This window comes from Stenotrophomonas maltophilia (assembly GCF_025642255.1).
In the GTDB taxonomy this organism is placed as follows: Bacteria; Pseudomonadota; Gammaproteobacteria; order Xanthomonadales; family Xanthomonadaceae; genus Stenotrophomonas; species Stenotrophomonas maltophilia_P.
In genome coordinates, this window is sequence record NZ_CP106759.1 from 2143037 (window position 1) to 2160869 (window position 17833).

13 protein-coding genes are annotated in these 17833 nt (G+C 67.6%); 7 read left to right on the forward strand and 6 right to left on the reverse strand.

Translation table 11 applies throughout. The features are described 5' to 3' along the window. Positions 1–58: 58 nt before the first annotated feature. Entirely contained in the window at positions 59–1018 is a 960-nt protein-coding gene (gene pip, locus N8888_RS09900) for a prolyl aminopeptidase (RefSeq protein ID WP_065176103.1), read from the forward strand. A 9-nt stretch (positions 1019–1027) separates the two neighbouring features. Here the strand turns inward: pip and N8888_RS09905 are convergent, their stop codons facing one another. Genes N8888_RS09905 through N8888_RS09920 form a run of 4 tightly spaced genes read right to left on the reverse strand, consistent with a single transcriptional unit; the run spans position 1028 to position 7363 of the window. Next, positions 1028–2383 (reverse strand): heavy metal sensor histidine kinase, encoded by a 1356-nt coding sequence (locus N8888_RS09905; RefSeq protein WP_263174369.1) that lies wholly within the window; start codon positions 2381–2383, stop codon positions 1028–1030. Positions 2384–2385: 2 nt separating this feature from the next. Continuing rightward, positions 2386–3075, reverse strand: a complete 690-nt coding sequence (locus N8888_RS09910) for a heavy metal response regulator transcription factor (RefSeq protein WP_053515914.1) — start codon at positions 3073–3075, stop codon at positions 2386–2388. Further along, positions 3072–6185: a multidrug efflux RND transporter permease subunit gene (locus tag N8888_RS09915; RefSeq protein WP_263174374.1), complete on the reverse strand. Its 3114-nt coding sequence runs from the start codon at positions 6183–6185 to the stop codon at positions 3072–3074. The genes N8888_RS09910 and N8888_RS09915 overlap by 4 nt, the downstream gene beginning before the upstream one ends. Further along, positions 6182–7363 carry an efflux RND transporter periplasmic adaptor subunit gene (locus N8888_RS09920; RefSeq protein WP_053515919.1) on the reverse strand — a complete coding sequence of 394 codons (1182 nt, stop codon included), beginning with the start codon at positions 7361–7363 and terminating at the stop codon, positions 6182–6184. Before N8888_RS09920 ends, N8888_RS09915 begins: the two co-directional genes overlap by 4 nt. Positions 7364–7738: 375 nt before the next feature. On the opposite strand from N8888_RS09920, the gene N8888_RS09925 reads away from it, so the two are divergent. From N8888_RS09925 to blaL1, 6 genes are all read left to right on the forward strand, one after another. Further along, positions 7739–8038 (forward strand): hypothetical protein, encoded by a 300-nt coding sequence (locus N8888_RS09925; RefSeq protein WP_193395833.1) that lies wholly within the window; start codon positions 7739–7741, stop codon positions 8036–8038. A 64-nt stretch (positions 8039–8102) separates the two neighbouring features. Then, a complete protein-coding gene (mgtA, locus tag N8888_RS09930) occupies positions 8103–10862 on the forward strand; it encodes a magnesium-translocating P-type ATPase (protein ID WP_263174378.1) in 2760 nt (919 codons plus the stop codon). A 30-nt stretch (positions 10863–10892) separates the two neighbouring features. Beyond that, positions 10893–11633, forward strand: coding sequence for an MgtC/SapB family protein (locus tag N8888_RS09935; protein WP_065176105.1), 741 nt, complete (start codon positions 10893–10895; stop codon positions 11631–11633). A gap of 119 nt (positions 11634–11752) precedes the next feature. Beyond that, entirely contained in the window at positions 11753–12808 is a 1056-nt protein-coding gene (locus tag N8888_RS09940) for a sensor histidine kinase (protein ID WP_128989685.1), read from the forward strand. Then, positions 12801–13442, forward strand: coding sequence for a response regulator transcription factor (locus tag N8888_RS09945; RefSeq protein ID WP_197571380.1), 642 nt, complete (start codon positions 12801–12803; stop codon positions 13440–13442). Before N8888_RS09940 ends, N8888_RS09945 begins: the two co-directional genes overlap by 8 nt. A gap of 85 nt (positions 13443–13527) precedes the next feature. Continuing rightward, positions 13528–14394: a L1 family subclass B3 metallo-beta-lactamase gene (blaL1, locus tag N8888_RS09950; RefSeq protein WP_262100595.1), complete on the forward strand. Its 867-nt coding sequence runs from the start codon at positions 13528–13530 to the stop codon at positions 14392–14394. Between the two features lie 40 nt (positions 14395–14434). On the opposite strand, the gene N8888_RS09955 is transcribed toward blaL1, so the two are convergent. Both N8888_RS09955 and N8888_RS09960 read right to left on the reverse strand, forming a co-directional pair. Next, a complete protein-coding gene (locus N8888_RS09955; protein WP_081284412.1) occupies positions 14435–14962 on the reverse strand; it encodes a DUF411 domain-containing protein in 528 nt (175 codons plus the stop codon). Between the two features lie 504 nt (positions 14963–15466). After that, complete coding sequence (locus N8888_RS09960; RefSeq protein ID WP_263174389.1) at positions 15467–17758, reverse strand: FdhF/YdeP family oxidoreductase; 2292 nt, start codon at positions 17756–17758, stop codon at positions 15467–15469. Between the last annotated feature and the right edge of the window lie 75 nt (positions 17759–17833).

The window sequence follows — 17833 nt, forward strand, 5'->3', positions numbered from 1 at the left end:
GCCATTGTAGGCGCGCGCCGGGGGTATGCTGTCAGGCCCCGGTCCACTGACGTCCATCATGCGCACGCTGTACCCCCCGATCACGCCCTATCGCGAGCACACCCTGCCCGTGAGCACGCTGCACACCCTGCATGTCGAAGAGTGCGGGACGCCCGACGGCATTCCGGTGGTGTATCTGCATGGCGGTCCCGGTGCCGGCATCTCACCCACGCATCGTCGCTTCTTCGACCCGGCGCGGTACCGCATCGTGCTGATCGACCAGCGCGGCAGCGGCCGTTCCACCCCGTTCGGCGAACTGCGCGACAACACCACGCAGGAACTGGTGGCCGATATCGAGAAGGTACGTGAGCACCTCGGTATCGAGCGCTGGCTGGTGTATGGCGGCTCCTGGGGCTCGACGTTGTCGCTGGCGTACGCGCAGGCCCATCCCGCCCGCGCCACCGGCCTCATCGTGCGCGGCGTGTATCTGGGGCGGGACATCGAGAACCAATGGTTTTCCGAGCCGCAGGGCGGTGCGCGCTGGATATTTCCGGAGCGCTGGGACCGCTATGAAGCGCACATTCCCGAAGATGAGCGCGGCAACCTGCTGCAGGCGTACTGGACACGCCTGGACAGCCCGGACCCCGCCATCCGCATTGCTGCCGCAATGGCGTGGCTGGGCTGGGAGGACAATGCTGCGACCCTGCAGCACGAGGTGTCCGCCGAATCCAGCAGCGACCCGATGGATACCCTGGCCAAGGCCCGGATCGAAGCGCACTACTTCCGCAACGGGGCCTTCCTTGAGCCCGGCCAGCTGCTGCGCGATGTGGAGCGGATCCGCCACCTCCCGGCGGTGATCGTACAGGGCCGCTACGACATCATCTGTCCGCCACGCAGCGCGTGGGAACTGGCCAAGGCGTGGCCGGAAGCCAGGCTGGAGATGGTGATTGCCGGCCACAGTGCGAACGAAGCGGCCACGACCGACGCGCTGGTACGCGCGACCGACGACTTCGCCGACCGTTTCGGCCAGCCCGGCTGAATCGTTCCTTCACCGTGCCACGGTGAAGCCGACCGTCGTCAGACCGTCCGAACTGGCCACGAACACTTCGCCGCCATGGAGTGCGGCGATGGCCTTGACGATGGACAACCCCAGCCCGTGATGGCGCTCGCCCCGATACTCACGGGCCTGGTCGACCCGGTAGAAGCGCTCGAACAGCAGGGGCAGATGCTCGGCGGCGATGCCGTTGCCTTCATTCAGCACGGCCACCCGCACGCCGTCGCCTTCGGACTGCAGCTGCACACGCACGTCGCTGCCTGGACGCGCATGCTGCACGGCGTTGTGCAACAGGTTGGTCAGCGCGCGGCGGAACAACGACGGATCGATGCGGGCGGTGGCGTCGCCTTCGACATGCAACGTCAGCTGGGCCTCTTCGAACAGGAATTCCATGAATTCACCGGCGGTGGCGACCTCGTCTGCCAGCTGGACCTGACGCGTTTCCACCGCGATATCGCCCTGGCCGGCCCGCGACAGGAACAACATATCGTTGACGATCGCACGCAGGCGCTCCAGTTCCTCCAGGTTGGACTGCATGACCTCCTGCAGCGCCGCCACATCACGCGGACGGGACAGGGCCACCTGGGTCTGTCCCATCAGATTGGCCAGGGGGGTGCGCAGCTCGTGCGCGACGTCCGCGTTGAACCCGTCCAGCCGCGTGTACGCTGCTTCCAACCGATCAAGAGCGCCGTTGAAGGCATGCGTGAGGTGGCCCAGTTCGGCCGGCAGTCCCTGCGCGGCCAGGCGCTGCGACAGCCGCTGCGGGCTGAGCGAGCGTGCCTCGTTGGACAGCGCCCGCAGCGGGGCCAGCCCCAGCCGGGCGATCCAGTAGCCAAGCCCGGCCACCAGCAGCACGCCCAGCCCGCCGGCCACCCACAACGCAACGCCGAAGCGCTGCAGCGCCTGCGTGTAGGGCTCCGAGTCGATGCCGATCCACAGGTCCACATCCGGTCGCGCACCCTTGCCCGGCACCCGTTCATACAGCGTGCGCAGCGGGTGCCCACCCTCACGCGGCAGCGTACCCATGCCGTTGTCGCCCTTGCCGGGGGCCTGCACCTGCGGCTCTGCCTGGCCGATGCGGAATGTGGGGTTCTCGCTCCATGCCCAGACCAGAGTGTCGCGGTCCCCGGAGATCAGGTTGCCGACCTTCTCGCGCACCTTGTTCCAGCGCTCGGTGCTGTCGCACATCGCGACGCTGCCACTGACCGCGTGCAGCTTGGTCTGCAGTTCCGCATGCTGGTAGCGCACCACCTGCCGCTCGAGCACGCCATAGACGCCCACGCCCAGCAGAGCAAACACCAGCAATGCGGCCAGCGCGAACATCGCCGACAGGCGCTGGGCGATCGACATCCTCATCCCCGCCCACCCTCGTCCTCGCGCACTTCCAGCACGTAGCCCATGCCGCGCACGGTATGCAGCAGCTTGCTCGGGTAAGGGCCGTCGATCTTGCCGCGCAGGCGCTTGATCGCCACTTCGACCACATTGGTATTGCTGTCGAAATTGATGTCCCAGACCTGGGCGGCGATCACCGTCTTGGACAGGATCTGGCCCCGCCGCTGTGCCAGCAGCGCCAGCAGCGCGAACTCCTTGCCGGTCAGGTCCAGCCGCGAGCCATCGCGGTAGGCCCGCCGGGCCAGCAGGTTCACCTGCAGATCGCCCACCTGCAGTTCGGTCGGCTCCTGCTGGCGCCCACGCCGCACCAGGGCCTGCAGCCGCGCCAGCAGTTCGATGAACGAGAACGGCTTGACCAGGTAGTCGTCGGCGCCCTGCCCCAGGCCGTGCACGCGATCATCCACGCGGTCCCGCGCGGTCAGCATGATCACCGGTGTCTGCTTGCTGCGGCGCAGCTCGCGCAGCACGCTGAAGCCATCCATGCCCGGCAGCATCACATCCAGCACGATCACGTCGTAGTCGAACTCGCGCGCCAGATGCAGGCCGGTGACACCGTCCGCAGCCAGATCCACCGCCCAGCCCTGCTCGCCCAGGCCGGTGCGCAGGTAATGGGCGGTCTTGCCTTCATCTTCCACGATCAGCAGTTTCATCCAGGGTCCGCCAGGGCAGCGCCCGCCGCCTCCCTGCGCTCGCGGCGACGCTGCAGGAACAGGCGGTCCAGGGCCAGGTAGATCACCGGGGTACTGTACAGGGTCAACAGCTGGCTGATCAGCAGGCCACCGACCACCGCCACGCCCAGCGGCTGGCGCAGTTCCGAACCCGTACCGAAACCGATCATCAGCGGAATGGCACCGAGCAACGCGGCCAGCGTGGTCATCATGATCGGGCGGAACCGGGTCAGGCAGGCCTCGTGGATCGCCTCCAGCGGCGCCAGCCCGCGGTTGCGCTGTGCGTCGAGGGCGAAGTCGACCATCAGGATGCCGTTCTTCTTGACGATGCCGATCAGCAGCACGATGCCGATCAGCGCCATGATCGAGAAGTCCAGCCCCCACAGCCAGAGCATCAGCACCGCGCCGATGCCGGCCGACGGCAGAGTGGACAGGATGGTCAGCGGGTGCACGAAACTCTCGTACAGCACGCCGAGGATGATGTAGACCGCCAGCAGGGCCGCGAGGATCAGCAGCGGCTGGCTGGCCAGCGACTCCTGGAAGGCCTGTGCCGTGCCCTGGAAGCGGCCGCTGATGCTGGCAGGCATGCCGATCTGCGCCTGCGCCTGCTCCACCAGGCCGACCGCTTCGCCCAGTGAAACGCCGGGGGCCAGATTGAAGGACAGGTTCACCGCCGGCAGCATGCCGTTATGGCTGATCGACAGCGGACCATTGCCCGGGGGCTGCACCTGGGCCACGGCCGACAGCGGCACCATCTGCCCGGTCAGCGGCGAACGCAGGTGGAAGTAGGACAGCGCATCGACCTGCCCCAGCATGCCCGGCGCGATTTCCAGGATGACCCGGTACTGGTTGGTTTCGGTCTGGAACTCGTTGATCTGGCGCTGGCCGAAGGCATCGTAGAGCACCTGGTCGATGTCGTTGGCGGTCAGGCCGAAGCGCGCCGCTGCCGTGCGGTCGATCTCCAGCCGGGTCACGCTGGCGCCGACCTGCTGGTCATTGGACACGTCGCGCAGCTGCGGCAGGCCCCGCAGCCGCTCGGTCAGCTGCTCGGCCCACTGCGACAGCTCGCGGCTGTCCTGTCCGCGCAGGGCATACTGGTACTGCGTCCGCGCCGGCCCGGCGCCGAGATTGATGTCCTGCGCCGCGCGCATGTACACGGTGATGCCGGGCACGCTGGCCATCTTCGCCCGCACCCGGTCAATGAAGCCGTGCACGTCCACATCGCGGTCGCCGCGGTCCTTCAGCACGAACCAGAAGCGGCCGTTGGACAGCGTCTGGCTGCCGGCAGTGGCGCCGACCGCGTGGTTGTAGGCCTGCAGGGCCGGATCATCCGCAACGATGCGCGCGAGCTGCTGGTGCTTGGCCACCATCTCCTCGTAGCCGATGTCCTGCGCCGCCTCGGTGGTGGCGAACACGAAGGCGGTGTCCTGCAGGGGAAAGAAGCCTTTGGGAATCACTATGTACGAGGCCACCGCCACCGCCACGGTCAGGCCGAAGCCCGCCAGCACCAGCCGCTGGCGGCGCAGGGCCCATTGCAGGCTGCGGTCGTAGCCGGCCAGCAGGCGCCCGGCCAGGGTCCGCTCGCTGTCCCGGTGCGCCGGCATGCGCTTCATCAGGTGCGCGGCCATCATCGGTGCCAGGGTCAGCGAGGCGACGATGGAAATCAGGATCGCCACGGTGATGGTCAGCGCGAACTCGGCGAACAGGCGCCCGACCACCCCGCCCATGAACAGCAGCGGGATGAAGGCGGCAATCAACGACAGGCTGATCGAGACCACGGTGAAGCCGATTTCGCCGGCGCCCTTCAGGGCGGCGTCCACCGGACCGAGCCCGGCCTCGCGGTGACGGTGGATGTTCTCAACCACGACGATCGCGTCGTCGACCACGAAGCCGACCGCAACCACCAGTGCCACCAAGGTCAGGTTGTTGAGGCTGAAGCCGGCCACGTACATCGCGGCGAAGGTCGCCACCAGCGCGACCACCAGTACCGCGCCGACGATCAGCGTGGCGGAAAGCTGGCGCAGGAACAGGCCCATCACCAGCACCACCAGCACGATGGTCAGTACCAGGGTGAGCTCCACCTCGTGCAGCGACGCGCGGATGGTGCGTGTACGGTCGTTGAGCACCTCCACATCGACGCTGGCCGGCAGGTTCGCGCTCAGTTCCGGCAAGGCGGCCAGCACCGCATCGGTGGTGCGCACGATGTTCGCGCCGGGCTGCCGGCTGATGATCAGGCCGACCCCAGGCTGGCCGTTCGGCCACGCCTGCACGTAGGCATTCTCGGCGCCGTCGATCACCTGCGCGACATCACCCAGCGCCACCGGTGCGCCGTCACGATAGGCAACGACCAGGCGCCGGTAGTCCTGGGCACTGAACAGCTGGTCGTTGGCTTCGAAGGTGGACGTGCGCTGCTCGCCCATCAGTGCACCCTTGGCCTGGTTGAGGCTGGCGTTCTGCGCCACGCCACGCAGGTCGGACAGGGTCAGGCCCATCGCCGCCAGCCGCTCCGGCTGGGCCTGGATGCGGATCGCCGGACGCTGCTGGCCGACGATGCCGACCTCCGAAACGCCGCTGATCTGGCTGATCGAGCGTGCGAGGCGGCTCTCGGCCAGATCGCTCAGTTCGGTCATCGACATCTGGGTCGACACCACGCTGAGCACCAGGATGGGACTGTCGGCCGGATTCACCTTGCGCCAGGTCGGCATGTTCGGCAGTTCACTGGGCAGGCGGCCGGCGGCGGCGTTGATCGCCGCCTGCACTTCCTGTGCGGCCGTGTCGATGTTCTTTTCCAGATCGAACTGCAGGGTGATCGAAGTGCTGCCCAGTGCACTGGTCGAGGTCATCTCGATGATGCCGGGCACGCCCGTCAGCTGGGTTTCCAGTGGCGTGGCCACCGCCGAGGCCATGGTCTCGGCGCTGGCACCGGGCAGATTGGCATTGACCCGGATTGTCGGGAACTCAGCCTCCGGCAACGGCGCCACCGGCAGGCGCGGCAATGCTGCCACGCCCAGCAGCACCACCGCCAGGGTCAACAGGGTCGTGGCGACCGGGTGATGAACGAACCAGCTGGACAGCGAGGTGCGCGCGCTCACGGTGCCGCCCCGCGCCGGACCGCTGCAGGCGCCGCGGCGGGTTTGGCCTCGGCCACCACCGTGCCCGGCCGCAGCCGCGACTGTCCATCGCGTACCACCACATCGCCGACCCGCAGCTCACCCTGCACGACCACCTGCCCGCCGTCCTGTTCGCCGACCGTGACCGGCAGCGATTCCACGCTGCCATCAGCGACCACGCGGTAGACGAAGCTGCCCTGCACGCCACGCTGGATCGCCGCGGCATCCAGCACCAGCGCGCCCGTGCTCTGGCCGGTGCGCACCCGCACGCTGACCAGCTGTCCGGGCCACAGCTGGTCGGACGCATTGCTGAAGCGCGCGCGCAGCCGCACCGTACCGGAGGCCTCGTCCACCTGGTTGTCGATCACCTGCAACGTGCCCTCAGCCAGCAGCTGGCCACCCTCGCGGTCCAGTGCCTGCACCTGTGCGCCGCCTGCGGCGAGCGCCTGTCGCAGCTGCGGCAGCGCGTCCTGCGGCAGCGCGAACACCACCGAGATCGGATCGGTCTGCTGCACGGTCACCAACCCCTGCGTGTCACTGGCGCGCACCAGATTGCCCGGATCCACCTGGCGCAGACCGATGCGGCCGTCCATCGGCGCCACGATGCGCGTATACGAGAGCTGCACCTGCGCTGCGTCCACCGCAGCCTGGTTGCCGCGGCCGGTGGCCTGCAACTGCTGCACGGTGGCGGCCTGCTGCTCCAGCATCTGCCGCGACACCAGCTGGTCGCTGGACAGATGCTGCAGCCGTGACAGATCCGAGCGCGCCGCGTCCAGCGTGGCGCGGTCGCGCACCAGCGCCGCCTGTGCACCGCCCAGACCGGCACGGATGGCGCGATCATCGATACGCGCGAGCAGTTGCCCCTTGCGCACCTTCTGCCCTTCCTCGAACAGCACTTCGGTCAGCACGCCATCCACCTGCGGGCGCAGCACGGTGCTCTGCAGCGACTGCACCGTGCCGACGCCGCTTCGCCAGTGCGGGACATCACGCTGCTCGACGCGCGTGGTGACCACCGGTACCGGTGGCGGTGCCGCGCTGGGCTGTGCGTCGCCGCGGGAAACGCCGTGGAACAACATCGCCAGCAACAGGGCAACCAGCAGTGCCGCTCCCAGCGCGAGGTGGCGGCGGCGCAGCAGCGCAGTGACATCAGGCAATCGCATGGCAGGGGGTCCAATCCGGTGCCCGCGCCGGTCTGCGCAGGCCTGCCGTCATCCTGGGTGGCAACCTCCGGCACCATGCTGTCGCCTGCCTGACAATTCCGTCAGCTTCGACTGCGGCCGCTATACCAAGGTATAGCGACGCTAACCCACGGGCCTCTAGGCCGTGCCCGGCCAGCGGCCGACAATGGCACCACCGCCGGGAAACGCGCCCGGCAGCCCCTTCCCACCTGCACGGAGACGCCGATGGATCCCGACCCTGCCGGGCGCAACGCGCCCCTGCCTGCCTGCTTCCGCCCGTACCGGGCGCCTGGCGGCCGGTCCCTGCCTGCGTGAGTGCGGGGGGCCGCCAGGCGCACCTGCCTGGAGAGTGCCCCCATGTTCTGCAAGACCCTCTACATCACCCTGCGCCGCCTGATGGGTACGCGCGATGTCACCGCCCTGCGCAGCCAGCTGTGGGTGCATGGCCCAGTGCTGTTTGCCCGTTCGCTGGCGCTGGGCTCGCCACGCGTGGTGGCCGACGTCCTTTCGTTGCTGCCGATCAGCGAGCGCATCAGCGTCCTGCGCCATCTGCCCTACCCCCTCCGCGACGCGATGAAGCCGCTGTGCATCGGCGGCAGCCAGCGCCTTCGCATGCAGCCCTGGTCGCCTGACGTACTGGCCCTGCGCTCCGCCTGACCGGCGAAGCGACGCCCTGCCCCCTGCGTGCCGGTCCTGCGCCGGCCCCATCAAGGAGTTCCCCATGAGCCTGCTCAATGCCTGGTTCAACGCTTTCCTGCGCAGCCGGCGCGCCGGCAACCTGTTCCGGCGCCGGGCGATGCCCGAAGCCGGCTTCGGTCACGGCAACAGCGGGAGCGTACCGTTCAACCTCACCGCCGGACTGGTCACCTTGGCGCAGCTCGATGAAGCGCACCTGCTGAGCAGGCTGGACTCGCACGCCGATGGCCTGGGCCAGCACCAGGCGGACGAACGGCTGGCCGCCCTCGGCCCGAACGAAGTCGATCACGAAAAGCCGCTGCCGTGGTGGCGCCACCTGTGGCAGTGCTACCGCAATCCGTTCAACCTGCTGTTGACCGTGCTGGCAGCGGTCTCCTGGCTGACGGAGGATGCGAAGGCCACGGTGGTGATCGGCGCGGTGGTGCTGTTGTCCACCCTGATCCGCTTCGTCCAGGAAGGGCGTTCCAACCGCGCCGCTGAACGGCTGAAGGCACTGGTGGGGAACACGGCGCGTGTACTGCGGCGCACCCCTGGAACGGAAGCGGCAGACCTGGCCGATCAGTACTTCGGTGCGCACCTGCACAGCCGGCGGCCCTCACGGCTGCTGGACCTGCCGATCCGCGAGCTGGTACCCGGCGATCACCTCGTGCTCTCGGCCGGCGACATGATTCCGGCCGACTGCCGGGTGCTGTCGGCCAAGGATCTGTTCGTGGCCCAGGCGGCCATGACCGGGGAATCACTGCCGGTGGAGAAGTTCGCCCATCCGGGCGATGCGCAGGCCGGCCTGCTCGATCAGCACAACCTGCTGTTCATGGGTACCAACGTGGTCTCCGGCACGGCCACCGCTGTGGTACTGGCTACCGGCAACCGCACCTATTTCGGCACTCTGGCCGAGCGCAGCATCGCCAGCGACCGTGCGCCCACGGCCTTCCAGGCCGGGGTCAACAGTGTCAGCTGGCTGCTGATCCGCTTCGCCCTGGTGATGGTGCCGTTCGTGCTGCTGGTCAATGGCTGGACCAAGGGTGACTGGACCGAAGCCTTCCTGTTTGCCTTGTCGGTGGCGGTCGGCCTGACCCCGGAAATGCTGCCGATGATCGTCACCTCCACCCTGGCCAAGGGGGCGGTGCTGCTGTCGCGCCGCAAGGTGATCGTCAAGCGCCTGGACGCCATCCAGAACTTCGGTGCCATGGACGTGCTGTGCACCGACAAGACCGGCACGCTCACCCAGGACCGGATCGCCCTGGAACGGCATACCGACGTGTTCGGCCGTGACTCGGAAGACGTGCTGAAGTTCGCCTATCTCAACAGCCACTTCCAGACCGGCCTGATCAATCTGCTGGACCGCGCCGTGCTGGAGCACGTGGAACTGCAGAGCTCGCTGCGCCTGAGCCAGGACTACCGGAAGGTGGACGAGATACCGTTCGACTTCGAGCGCCGCCGCATGTCGGTCGTGGTATCCGAATGCGGGAATCACCATGAGCTGATCTGCAAGGGCGCGGTCGAGGAGATGCTCGCGGTGTGCTCCACCGTGCGCGAGAACGGCCACGACATGCCACTGGACGAACGGCGGCTGGCGCGGGTCCGGCAGACCACCGAGGAACTGAACGAACAGGGCCTGCGGGTGGTGGCGGTGGCGATGAACGAAACCAGCGCACAGCAGGCGACCTACACCCAGTCCGACGAATGTGGACTGACCCTGATCGGCTACGTGGCCTTTCTTGATCCGCCCAAGGAATCGGCTGCACAGGCACTGCAGGCACTGGCGATGCATGGCGTCGAGGTCAAGGTGTTCACCGGCGACAACGAACTGGTCACCGCCCGTGTCTGTGCCCAGGTCGGACTCGACGCGGACACGATCCTGACCGGCCCGCAGATCGAACGCATGGGCGATGAAGCGCTGGCACACGCCCTGCAGCACCACCGCGTGTTTGCCCGCCTGACGCCGCTGCACAAGGAACGACTGGTACGCCAGCTGCGCGCGCAGGGCAAGGTGGTCGGCTTTCTCGGCGACGGCATCAATGATGCGCCCGCGCTGCGCGCCGCCGACATCGGCATCAGCGTCGACAGCGCCGTGGACATCGCCAAGGAAGCGGCCGACATCATCCTGCTGGAAAAGAACCTGATGGTGCTGGAGGAAGGCGTGATCCAGGGCCGGCGCACCTTCTGCAACATGCTCAAGTACATCCGCATGACCGCCAGCTCCAACTTCGGCAACGTGTTCTCGGTGCTGGTAGCGTCCGCCTTCCTGCCGTTCCTGCCGATGCTGCCGCTGCAGCTGCTGGTGCAGAACCTGCTGTACGACGTTTCGCAGATTGCCATTCCGTTCGACAACGTGGACGAGGAACTGGTGCGGCAGCCGCTGAAATGGAACCCGACGGACATCGGCCGCTTCATGGTGTTCTTCGGACCGATCAGCTCGGTCTTCGACCTCAGCTGCTTCGCCCTGATGTGGTATGTGTTCGACGCTCGCACACCCGCCGACCAGGGCCTGTTCCAGTCAGGCTGGTTCGTCGTCGGCCTGCTGACCCAGACCCTGATCGTGCACATGATCCGCACGCCGAAGCTGCCGTTCCTGCAGAGCATCGCCGCGCCACCGCTGCTGCTGATGACGGGACTGATCATGGCCCTGGGCGTGATCCTGCCGATGAGCCCGCTGGCCACCTACTTCAGGCTGCAGGTACTGCCGGCAGGGTACTGGCCATTCCTGGTGGCGATCCTGTTCGGCTATGCCGCACTGACCACTGCACTGAAGAAGCTTTACATCCGTCGCTACGGCTGGCAGTAGGCGTTGCCGGCCGTGCCTGGGGAGATCCTGATGTCCGCCATCAACCTGAACCTGCCCGCGTTCAACGCCGGCGCCACGCTCGGCTCGCTGCTGAGCCTGTCCACCGCCTTCGTCCTCGGTGCCGCCATCGGCCTGGAGCGCCAGCTGCGCCAACGTACCGCAGGGCTGCGCACCAACACGCTGGTAGCCGTCGGCGCGGCGGTGTTCGTCGACCTGGCTGTCCGTTTCCACGACCTGTACGGCGGGCCGCCGTCGCCGCTGCACGTGGTCGCCTACGTGATCTCCGGTGTCGGCTTCCTGGGCGCGGGCGCGATCATGAAGGAGGGCGCGCAGGTCTCGGGCCTGAACACCGCCGCCACCCTGTGGGGCTCGGCGGCAGTGGGGGCCTGTGCCGGCATCAAGCTGTTGCCGGAGGCGGTGATGGCCACGCTGTTCGTGCTCGCCGCCAACACGCTGCTGCGGCCGGTGGTCAACCGCATCCAGCGGCAGCCCTTGCCGGAGACGTTCAGCGAAGCCGTCTATGCCATCAATGTCGTCTGCCAGCGCGAACAGCAGGCCGAGGTACTGGATCGCCTGCTGCTGTTGCTGGAACAGGCCCAGTACCCCGTGCGCGCGGTGGACCACCATCCGTTCGGCGAGCGCGATGTGGAGATCGAAGCGGTGCTGTATGCCACCACCGCCGATGGCGACGAGCTGGATGCGGTCCTGGCGGCGTTGTCCACCACGCCCGGCGTCCTGCAGGGGTTCTGGAATGCCAGCCTGGAGGAGTGACGCGAGATCATCGCGCGCACGTGCAGCGCGGCAGCCGCTGCCGTCCAGGTGCACACGCCCAGCCACGGGAGGCAGAGCCGGCTTTGCTATCCTTTCCATCCCGCCAGGGAACTGTCCCGATGCCTTCGCTGTCGTCCCGCCGTCCACTGGTGCTGCTGGCCTTGATCGTCTCCGTAGTGGCGATCTTCCTGCTCGACACGTTGACCGACTACGCGGTGGCAGCCGCCTGCTTCTATGCAGCGGTGATCCTGGCAGCCTCGCGGGTGCTTTCGCCGCGCGGATTGCTGGCCCTGGCCGTAGCCTGTGTCGCCCTGACCGGCCTGAGCTTCGTGCTGACGCGTTTCGGCACCTACCGCATCGGTCTGGTCAATTCGGTGATCGGTATGCTGGTGATCGCCATCACCACCTGGCTGACGCTGAAAATGGAAGCCGCCAAGGCCGCCGTGCAGGAGGCGCAGGCACGCCTGCTGCGGGTCGCCCGCGCGTCCACCGTCGGCGAGCTGACCACGTCCATCGCGCACGAGGTGAACCAGCCGCTGGCGGCCATTGCCAGCAGCGCCGACGCCTGCCAGCGCTGGCTGGCGCAGGAACCGCCGAATGTTGACAAGGCACGGCAGGCGCTGTCACGCATCCTCGCCGACGCGCATCGTGCCGGCGATGTGATCGCCCGCATCCGCGGACTGACCCGGGGTGCGGCACCCCAGCGCGACACCTTCGACCTGAATCAGGCCGTGGAGGAAATGCTTGCGCTCTCGCGCAGCGAACTCGATCAGCATGGGGTGACCGTGGCCCTGCTGCTGGAGCCGGACCTGCCGCCGGTGCAGGCCGACCGCGTGCAGGTGCAGCAGGTGATCGGCAACCTGATTCTCAATGCCGTCGATGCGATGGAAGGCGTAGCGGTGGCCGAACGCCGGCTGTCACTGCTGAGCCGGCGCGACGGGCAACGGATCACCCTGAGCGTGCGCGACCGTGGCATCGGCCTGCCGGCGGAACAGCCGGAGCGCGTGTTCGAGGCGTTCTGGACCACGAAGTCGAGCGGACTCGGCCTGGGCCTGAGCTTGAGCCGCTCCATGATCGAGGCCAATGACGGCCACATCCGCGCGGAACGCGTTGCCGGCGGTGGCGCCTGCTTCGTGTTCGACCTGCCTGTTGCCATCGGGGACCGCCATGCGTAGACCCGCTGCACCGGCCGTCGAGCCGGCGCCCATCGTGTACGTGATCGACGATGATCCCTCGGTGCGCGCGGCGCTGGAGGATCTGCTGGCCTCGATGGGCCTGCAGGTACGGGGCTTCGCGTCCACCCAGGCGTTCCTCGAACAACCGCTGCTGGATGCGCCCGCTTGCCTGGTGCTGGATGTGCGCATGCCGGGCCAGAGCGGCCTGGAATTCCACCGCGGCATGCGCCAGCGTGGCCTGCACCTGCCGGTGGTGTTCATCACCGGCCACGGTGACATCGCGATGGGTGTCAACGCGATCAAGGACGGTGCGATCGAGTTCCTGACCAAGCCCTTCCGCGACCAGGAACTGTTGGATGCGATCCACAAGGGCATCGGCATCGATCGCCAGCGCCGCCGCGAAGGCGACGAACTGGGCGCCCTCCAGCAGCGCTGGGAGTCGCTGTCGGCCGGCGAGCGCGACGTGGTGGATGGCGTGGTCCGGGGCCGGCTCAACAAGCAGATCGCTGCGGACCTGGGCGTCAGCGAGATCACTGTGAAGGTGCGCCGCGCCCAGGTGATGCGCAAGATGGGCGCGCGTACGCTGGTCGACCTGGTCCGCCTGTACGACCGGCTGCGGGCCGGGCTCGCCTAGCCTTATGGGAGCCATGAAATCTATGCGGAACGCGACCGACGAGGCCCATGCTAGTTTCTGCGCCTCCTCCCAGCGAACCCTCACGATGCGCTCTCTCCTGCCTGCCCTCGTCCTTGCCGTGGCGGTCCCGCCGGTACACGCAGCAGAGCCGCCCCTGCCCCAGCTGCGGGCCTACACGGTGGATGCTTCATGGCTGCAGCCGATGAGGCCGCTGCAGATCGCCGACCACACCTGGCAGATCGGCACCGAAAACCTGACCGCACTGCTGGTACAGACCGACGACGGCGCGGTGCTGATCGATGGCGGCATGCCGCAGATGGCCGATCACCTGCTGGCCAACCTGCAGCAGCGCGGCGTCGCACCGCAGCAGCTGCGCTGGATCCTGCTCAGCCATGCCCATGCCGACCACGCCGGTGCGGTGGCCGAACTCAAGCGCCGCACCGGCGCGCAGATCGCCAGCAACGCCGAAACGGCCGTCCTGCTGGCGCGCGGGGGCAGCAACGATCTGCACTTCGGCGATGACATCACTTTCCCTCCGGCCAATGCCGACCGCATCCTGATGGACGGCGAGGTCGTGTCGCTGGGCGGAATGCACTTCACCGCGCATTTCATGCCGGGTCACACACCGGGCAGCACCGCCTGGACCTGGAACGACACCCGCGATGGTAGGCCGGTACGCATCGCCTATGCGGACAGCCTCAGTGCGCCGGGCTACCGGTTGCAGGGCAATCCCCGCTATCCGCACCTGATCGAGGACTATCGCCGCAGCTTCGCGACCGTGCGCCGCCTGCCCTGCGACGTGCTGTTGACCCCGCATCCTGGCGCCAGCGGCTGGGACTATGCCGCAGGCGCCAAGGCCAGTGCTGCAGCGATGCGCTGTAGCGCCTACGCGGATTCAGCCGAGCGCAGTTTCGAGGCACAGCTGGCCAGGGAGCGCGACAACGCGCACTGAAGCCGTGGCGGCCTGTGAGCCGCCACAGCAGCAGCGACCCTCAGCCGCCCTGGCCGTGGTGGGCGAACGGCTCGGTGCTGCCGTCACCGCGCACCAGTTCCACCGTGTACGGCTGCACATAACCGTCGGGCATCTCCATGCCGGGCGAACCGGCCGGCATGCCCGGCAGCACCAGTCCACGCGCCGCAGGACGCTCCTTCAGCAGCCGCTTGATGTCCTCGGCCGGAACGTGCCCCTCCACCACATAGCCGTCGATCTCGGCGGTATGGCAGGACCCCTTGCCGACCGGCACACCCAGGCGCTGCTTGATCGGGTTCATGTCATCGGTATCCCGTACGTCCACCGCGAAGCCCGCGGCCTGCAGGTGTTCGATCCAGACGCCACAGCAACCGCAGCTGGCGGTCTTGTGGACGATGGCGGTCGGCAGCTGCGCATCGGGGACGGAGGCGGCATCGGCCGCTGCGTGGGCATGGCCCGGCGCCGCGGCCACCTCTTCGGCTGCACGGGCGCAGCCGGCGCCGGACAGAATGCTGGCCAGCAGCAGGCCGAGAGAGAGAGAACGGTTCATCGTGTTGGTTCCTTTGTGCATGCGGGCGGAACGCCCGCGACCCACGCATCGAAGGCGCGGGAAAATCGGGAATGGGACAGGCAGGACAACAGGCGGCTGGCGCCTGCAGGCCATCACACGATGGGAGGTCGCAACGCGTCGGTCAGGGGCGGCGGCACAGGCCGTCGTGCAAGGGCAGCGCGTGGCGCCTCACGCCAGGGTGTGATCGCCACGGCGGAAGAGGTCGCAGGCACGCCGGTACACGCGGGAGGGCACGGACACTCACTGGCTGCGCAGTCGCCCGATGATCGATCGCCGCAGCATCCGGCCCGATCCACGGCCGTCTCATGCGACGCGGCGCAGTACTCCGTGTCGCCCTGTCCACCGTCGCCCGATGCAGCCCGCGCCAGCCCCGGTGCGGTCAGCACCAGGGCAACGAGCAACAGCCAGCGCAGCAGGAGAGCAGCAGCATTCATCGCAGGCATCATAGCCGATGGGCGTGGCAGGCTGGGCCGCCGCCCGACCCTATGCGGTGTTCGCGCTGCCTGTGTCTGCCCGCATGCGTACCGGAATCGACTTCGCCGCAGGCGTGCCGCTGAGGCGATCGTAGTAGTCCAGCGGCAGCAGCGCATTCAACTCAGGGTAGTAGCCCGCCAGCGCGCCCCGTGGCATGGGGTAGTCGAGCACGGTCAGCCCGTCGATGCGACGCCGCACGCCATCTGCGCTGAGCGTCTCCAGGCTGACCCGCGCCTCCTTCTCCAGACCGCGTGCCAGCCGGTCTTCGATGTTCATGAACACCACCCTGCGATCGTTGTATACGCCGCGATAGCGGTCGTTGTAGCTGTAGATGGTGGTGTTGAACTGGTCATGCGAACGCACCGTGGCCAGTCGCAGCATGTCAGGATCATCCACCGGGTCGTCCACATCCAGGCCCGGCATCACCAGGATGTTGGCCTTGCCGTTGGCGGTGGGCCACACCCGGCGGCGCGGTGCAATGTCCAGATGGAAGCCGTGCGGCTGCCGGATGCGCTCATTGAAGCCTGCATAGATCTGCGGGTACACGGCAGCGATCAGGTCACGGATCCGCGCATAGTCATGCCTGCAACCTGCCCAGTCGACCCTGCTGTCCGGCAGCGTCGCCATCGCCATGCGACAGACGATCTCGACCTCCGGCAGCAGCTGGTCGCTGGCCGGCTCAAGAACACCGCGCGAAGCGGTCACGTTCGACATCGCATCCTCGATCGTCACGAACTGCTCGCCTGCGGGCGTGACGATACGTTCCGAGCGCGCCACCACCGGCAGGATCAGCGCATCGCGCCCATGCACCAGGTGCCCGCGGTTGAGCTTGGTGGCGATACCCACCGTCAGCTGCAGGCTGCGCATGGCTTCGTAGGCCCGGGGCGTGTCCGGCACGGCATGGATGAAATTGCCGCCCAGCCCGACGAACACCCTGGCGCTGCCATCGAGCATGGCCTCGATCGACTCGACCACATGATGCCCGTGCTCCCGCGGCGGATTGAAACCGAACACCTCCTGAAGGCGATCCAGATACGCTGCCGCCGGCTTCTCGTCGATGCCGACGGTACGATCGCCCTGCACGTTGGAATGACCCCGGATCGGGCCGATCCCCGCCCCCGGCTTGCCGAAGTTGCCGCGCAGCATCAGCAGATTGGCGACCTGCTGCAGCAGCCGCGAACCATACTGGTGCTGGGTCAGGCCCATGCCATAGCAGATCACCGTGGCACTGGAGCGGATGTAGATCTCGGCGCAGCGCCGGATCTGCGCCTCCGAGATGCCGGAGACCCTGACGATGTCGTCCCAGTCCTGCGCCATCACGTCCGCGCGCAAGGCCTCCAGGCCGACCGTATGTTCATCCAGGAACCGATGGTCGAGCACGCGCTGGCCCTGTGCCTCGCGCTCGAACATCACCTTCATCATGCCTTTGATCAGCGCCAGATCACCGCCGATGCGGATATGCACGAATTCGCTGCTGATCTCGGTGGAGCCGAAGGTCGCCATCTGCACCACATCCTGCGGCTCGGCAAACCGGATCAGGGCGCGCTCGGGCATCGGGTTGACCGCCACGATCGGCACGCCGCGCCTGCGCGCCTCGACCAGGTTGCCCATCATCCGCGGCGAATTGGTGCCGGTGTTCTGGCCGATCACGAAGATCGCCTCGGCGTGCTCGAAATCCTCCAGGACGATGGTGCCCTTGCCCACACCGATGGAAGGTGGCAGGCCACGGCTGGTCGGCTCGTGGCACATGTTCGAACAATCGGGGAAGTTGTTGGTGCCGAACTCGCGTACGAAGATCGAATACAGGAACGCCGCCTCGTTCGGCGTGCGGCCCGACGTGTAGAACTCGGCCTGATGCGGGCTGTCCAGTGACCGCAGGTGACGGCCGATGAGTGCGAACGCCTCGTCCCAGCTGCATGGCACATAGTGGTCGGTGGCTGCGTCGTAACGCATCGGCTCGGTCAGCCGGCCCTGCATTTCCAGCCAGTAGTCGGTCCGCTCCATCAGCTCGCTGACGGTATAACGCGCGAACAGCTCGCGATCCGCCCGGAACCGGGTCGCCTCCCAGGCCAGTGCCTTGGCCCCGTTCTCGCAGAACTCCAGTTTCCTGCGCTCGTCGGCGTCGGGGAAGGCGCAGCTGGGACATTTGAAGCCAGCGGGCTGGTTCATCGCCAGCAGTGCCCTGGAGCCGTTGCCGATCACGCTCTGCTGCAGCAGAACCCGGGCGGTGGCGCCGGCCGCACCCCAGCCGCCTGCGGGCTGGTTGTAGGGCTTGTAACGGGGTGGTTTCTGCTCGGACATGTTCGAAGACCTGGCGCCAGGAGACGAGACTGCGAAGGGCACGACAGACAGAGTCAAGCACGGCCGGGACCACTT

Bases quoted from the DNA above. Each gene is read 5' to 3' on its own strand.
- N8888_RS09920 (WP_053515919.1), bottom strand. From the start codon at position 7,363: ATGCGATTGCCTGATGTCACTGCGCTGCTGCGCCGCCGCCACCTCGCG.
- N8888_RS09905 (WP_263174369.1), bottom strand. From the start codon at position 2,383: ATGTCGATCGCCCAGCGCCTGTCGGCGATGTTCGCGCTGGCCGCATTG.
- mgtA (WP_263174378.1), top strand. From the start codon at position 8,103: ATGAGCCTGCTCAATGCCTGGTTCAACGCTTTCCTGCGCAGCCGGCGC.
- N8888_RS09940 (WP_128989685.1), top strand. From the start codon at position 11,753: ATGCCTTCGCTGTCGTCCCGCCGTCCACTGGTGCTGCTGGCCTTGATC.
- N8888_RS09910 (WP_053515914.1), bottom strand. From the start codon at position 3,075: ATGAAACTGCTGATCGTGGAAGATGAAGGCAAGACCGCCCATTACCTG.
- N8888_RS09945 (WP_197571380.1), top strand. From the start codon at position 12,801: ATGCGTAGACCCGCTGCACCGGCCGTCGAGCCGGCGCCCATCGTGTAC.
- pip (WP_065176103.1), top strand. From the start codon at position 59: ATGCGCACGCTGTACCCCCCGATCACGCCCTATCGCGAGCACACCCTG.
- N8888_RS09925 (WP_193395833.1), top strand. From the start codon at position 7,739: ATGTTCTGCAAGACCCTCTACATCACCCTGCGCCGCCTGATGGGTACG.
- N8888_RS09935 (WP_065176105.1), top strand. From the start codon at position 10,893: ATGTCCGCCATCAACCTGAACCTGCCCGCGTTCAACGCCGGCGCCACG.
- N8888_RS09960 (WP_263174389.1), bottom strand. From the start codon at position 17,758: ATGTCCGAGCAGAAACCACCCCGTTACAAGCCCTACAACCAGCCCGCA.
- blaL1 (WP_262100595.1), top strand. From the start codon at position 13,528: ATGCGCTCTCTCCTGCCTGCCCTCGTCCTTGCCGTGGCGGTCCCGCCG.
- N8888_RS09955 (WP_081284412.1), bottom strand. From the start codon at position 14,962: ATGAACCGTTCTCTCTCTCTCGGCCTGCTGCTGGCCAGCATTCTGTCC.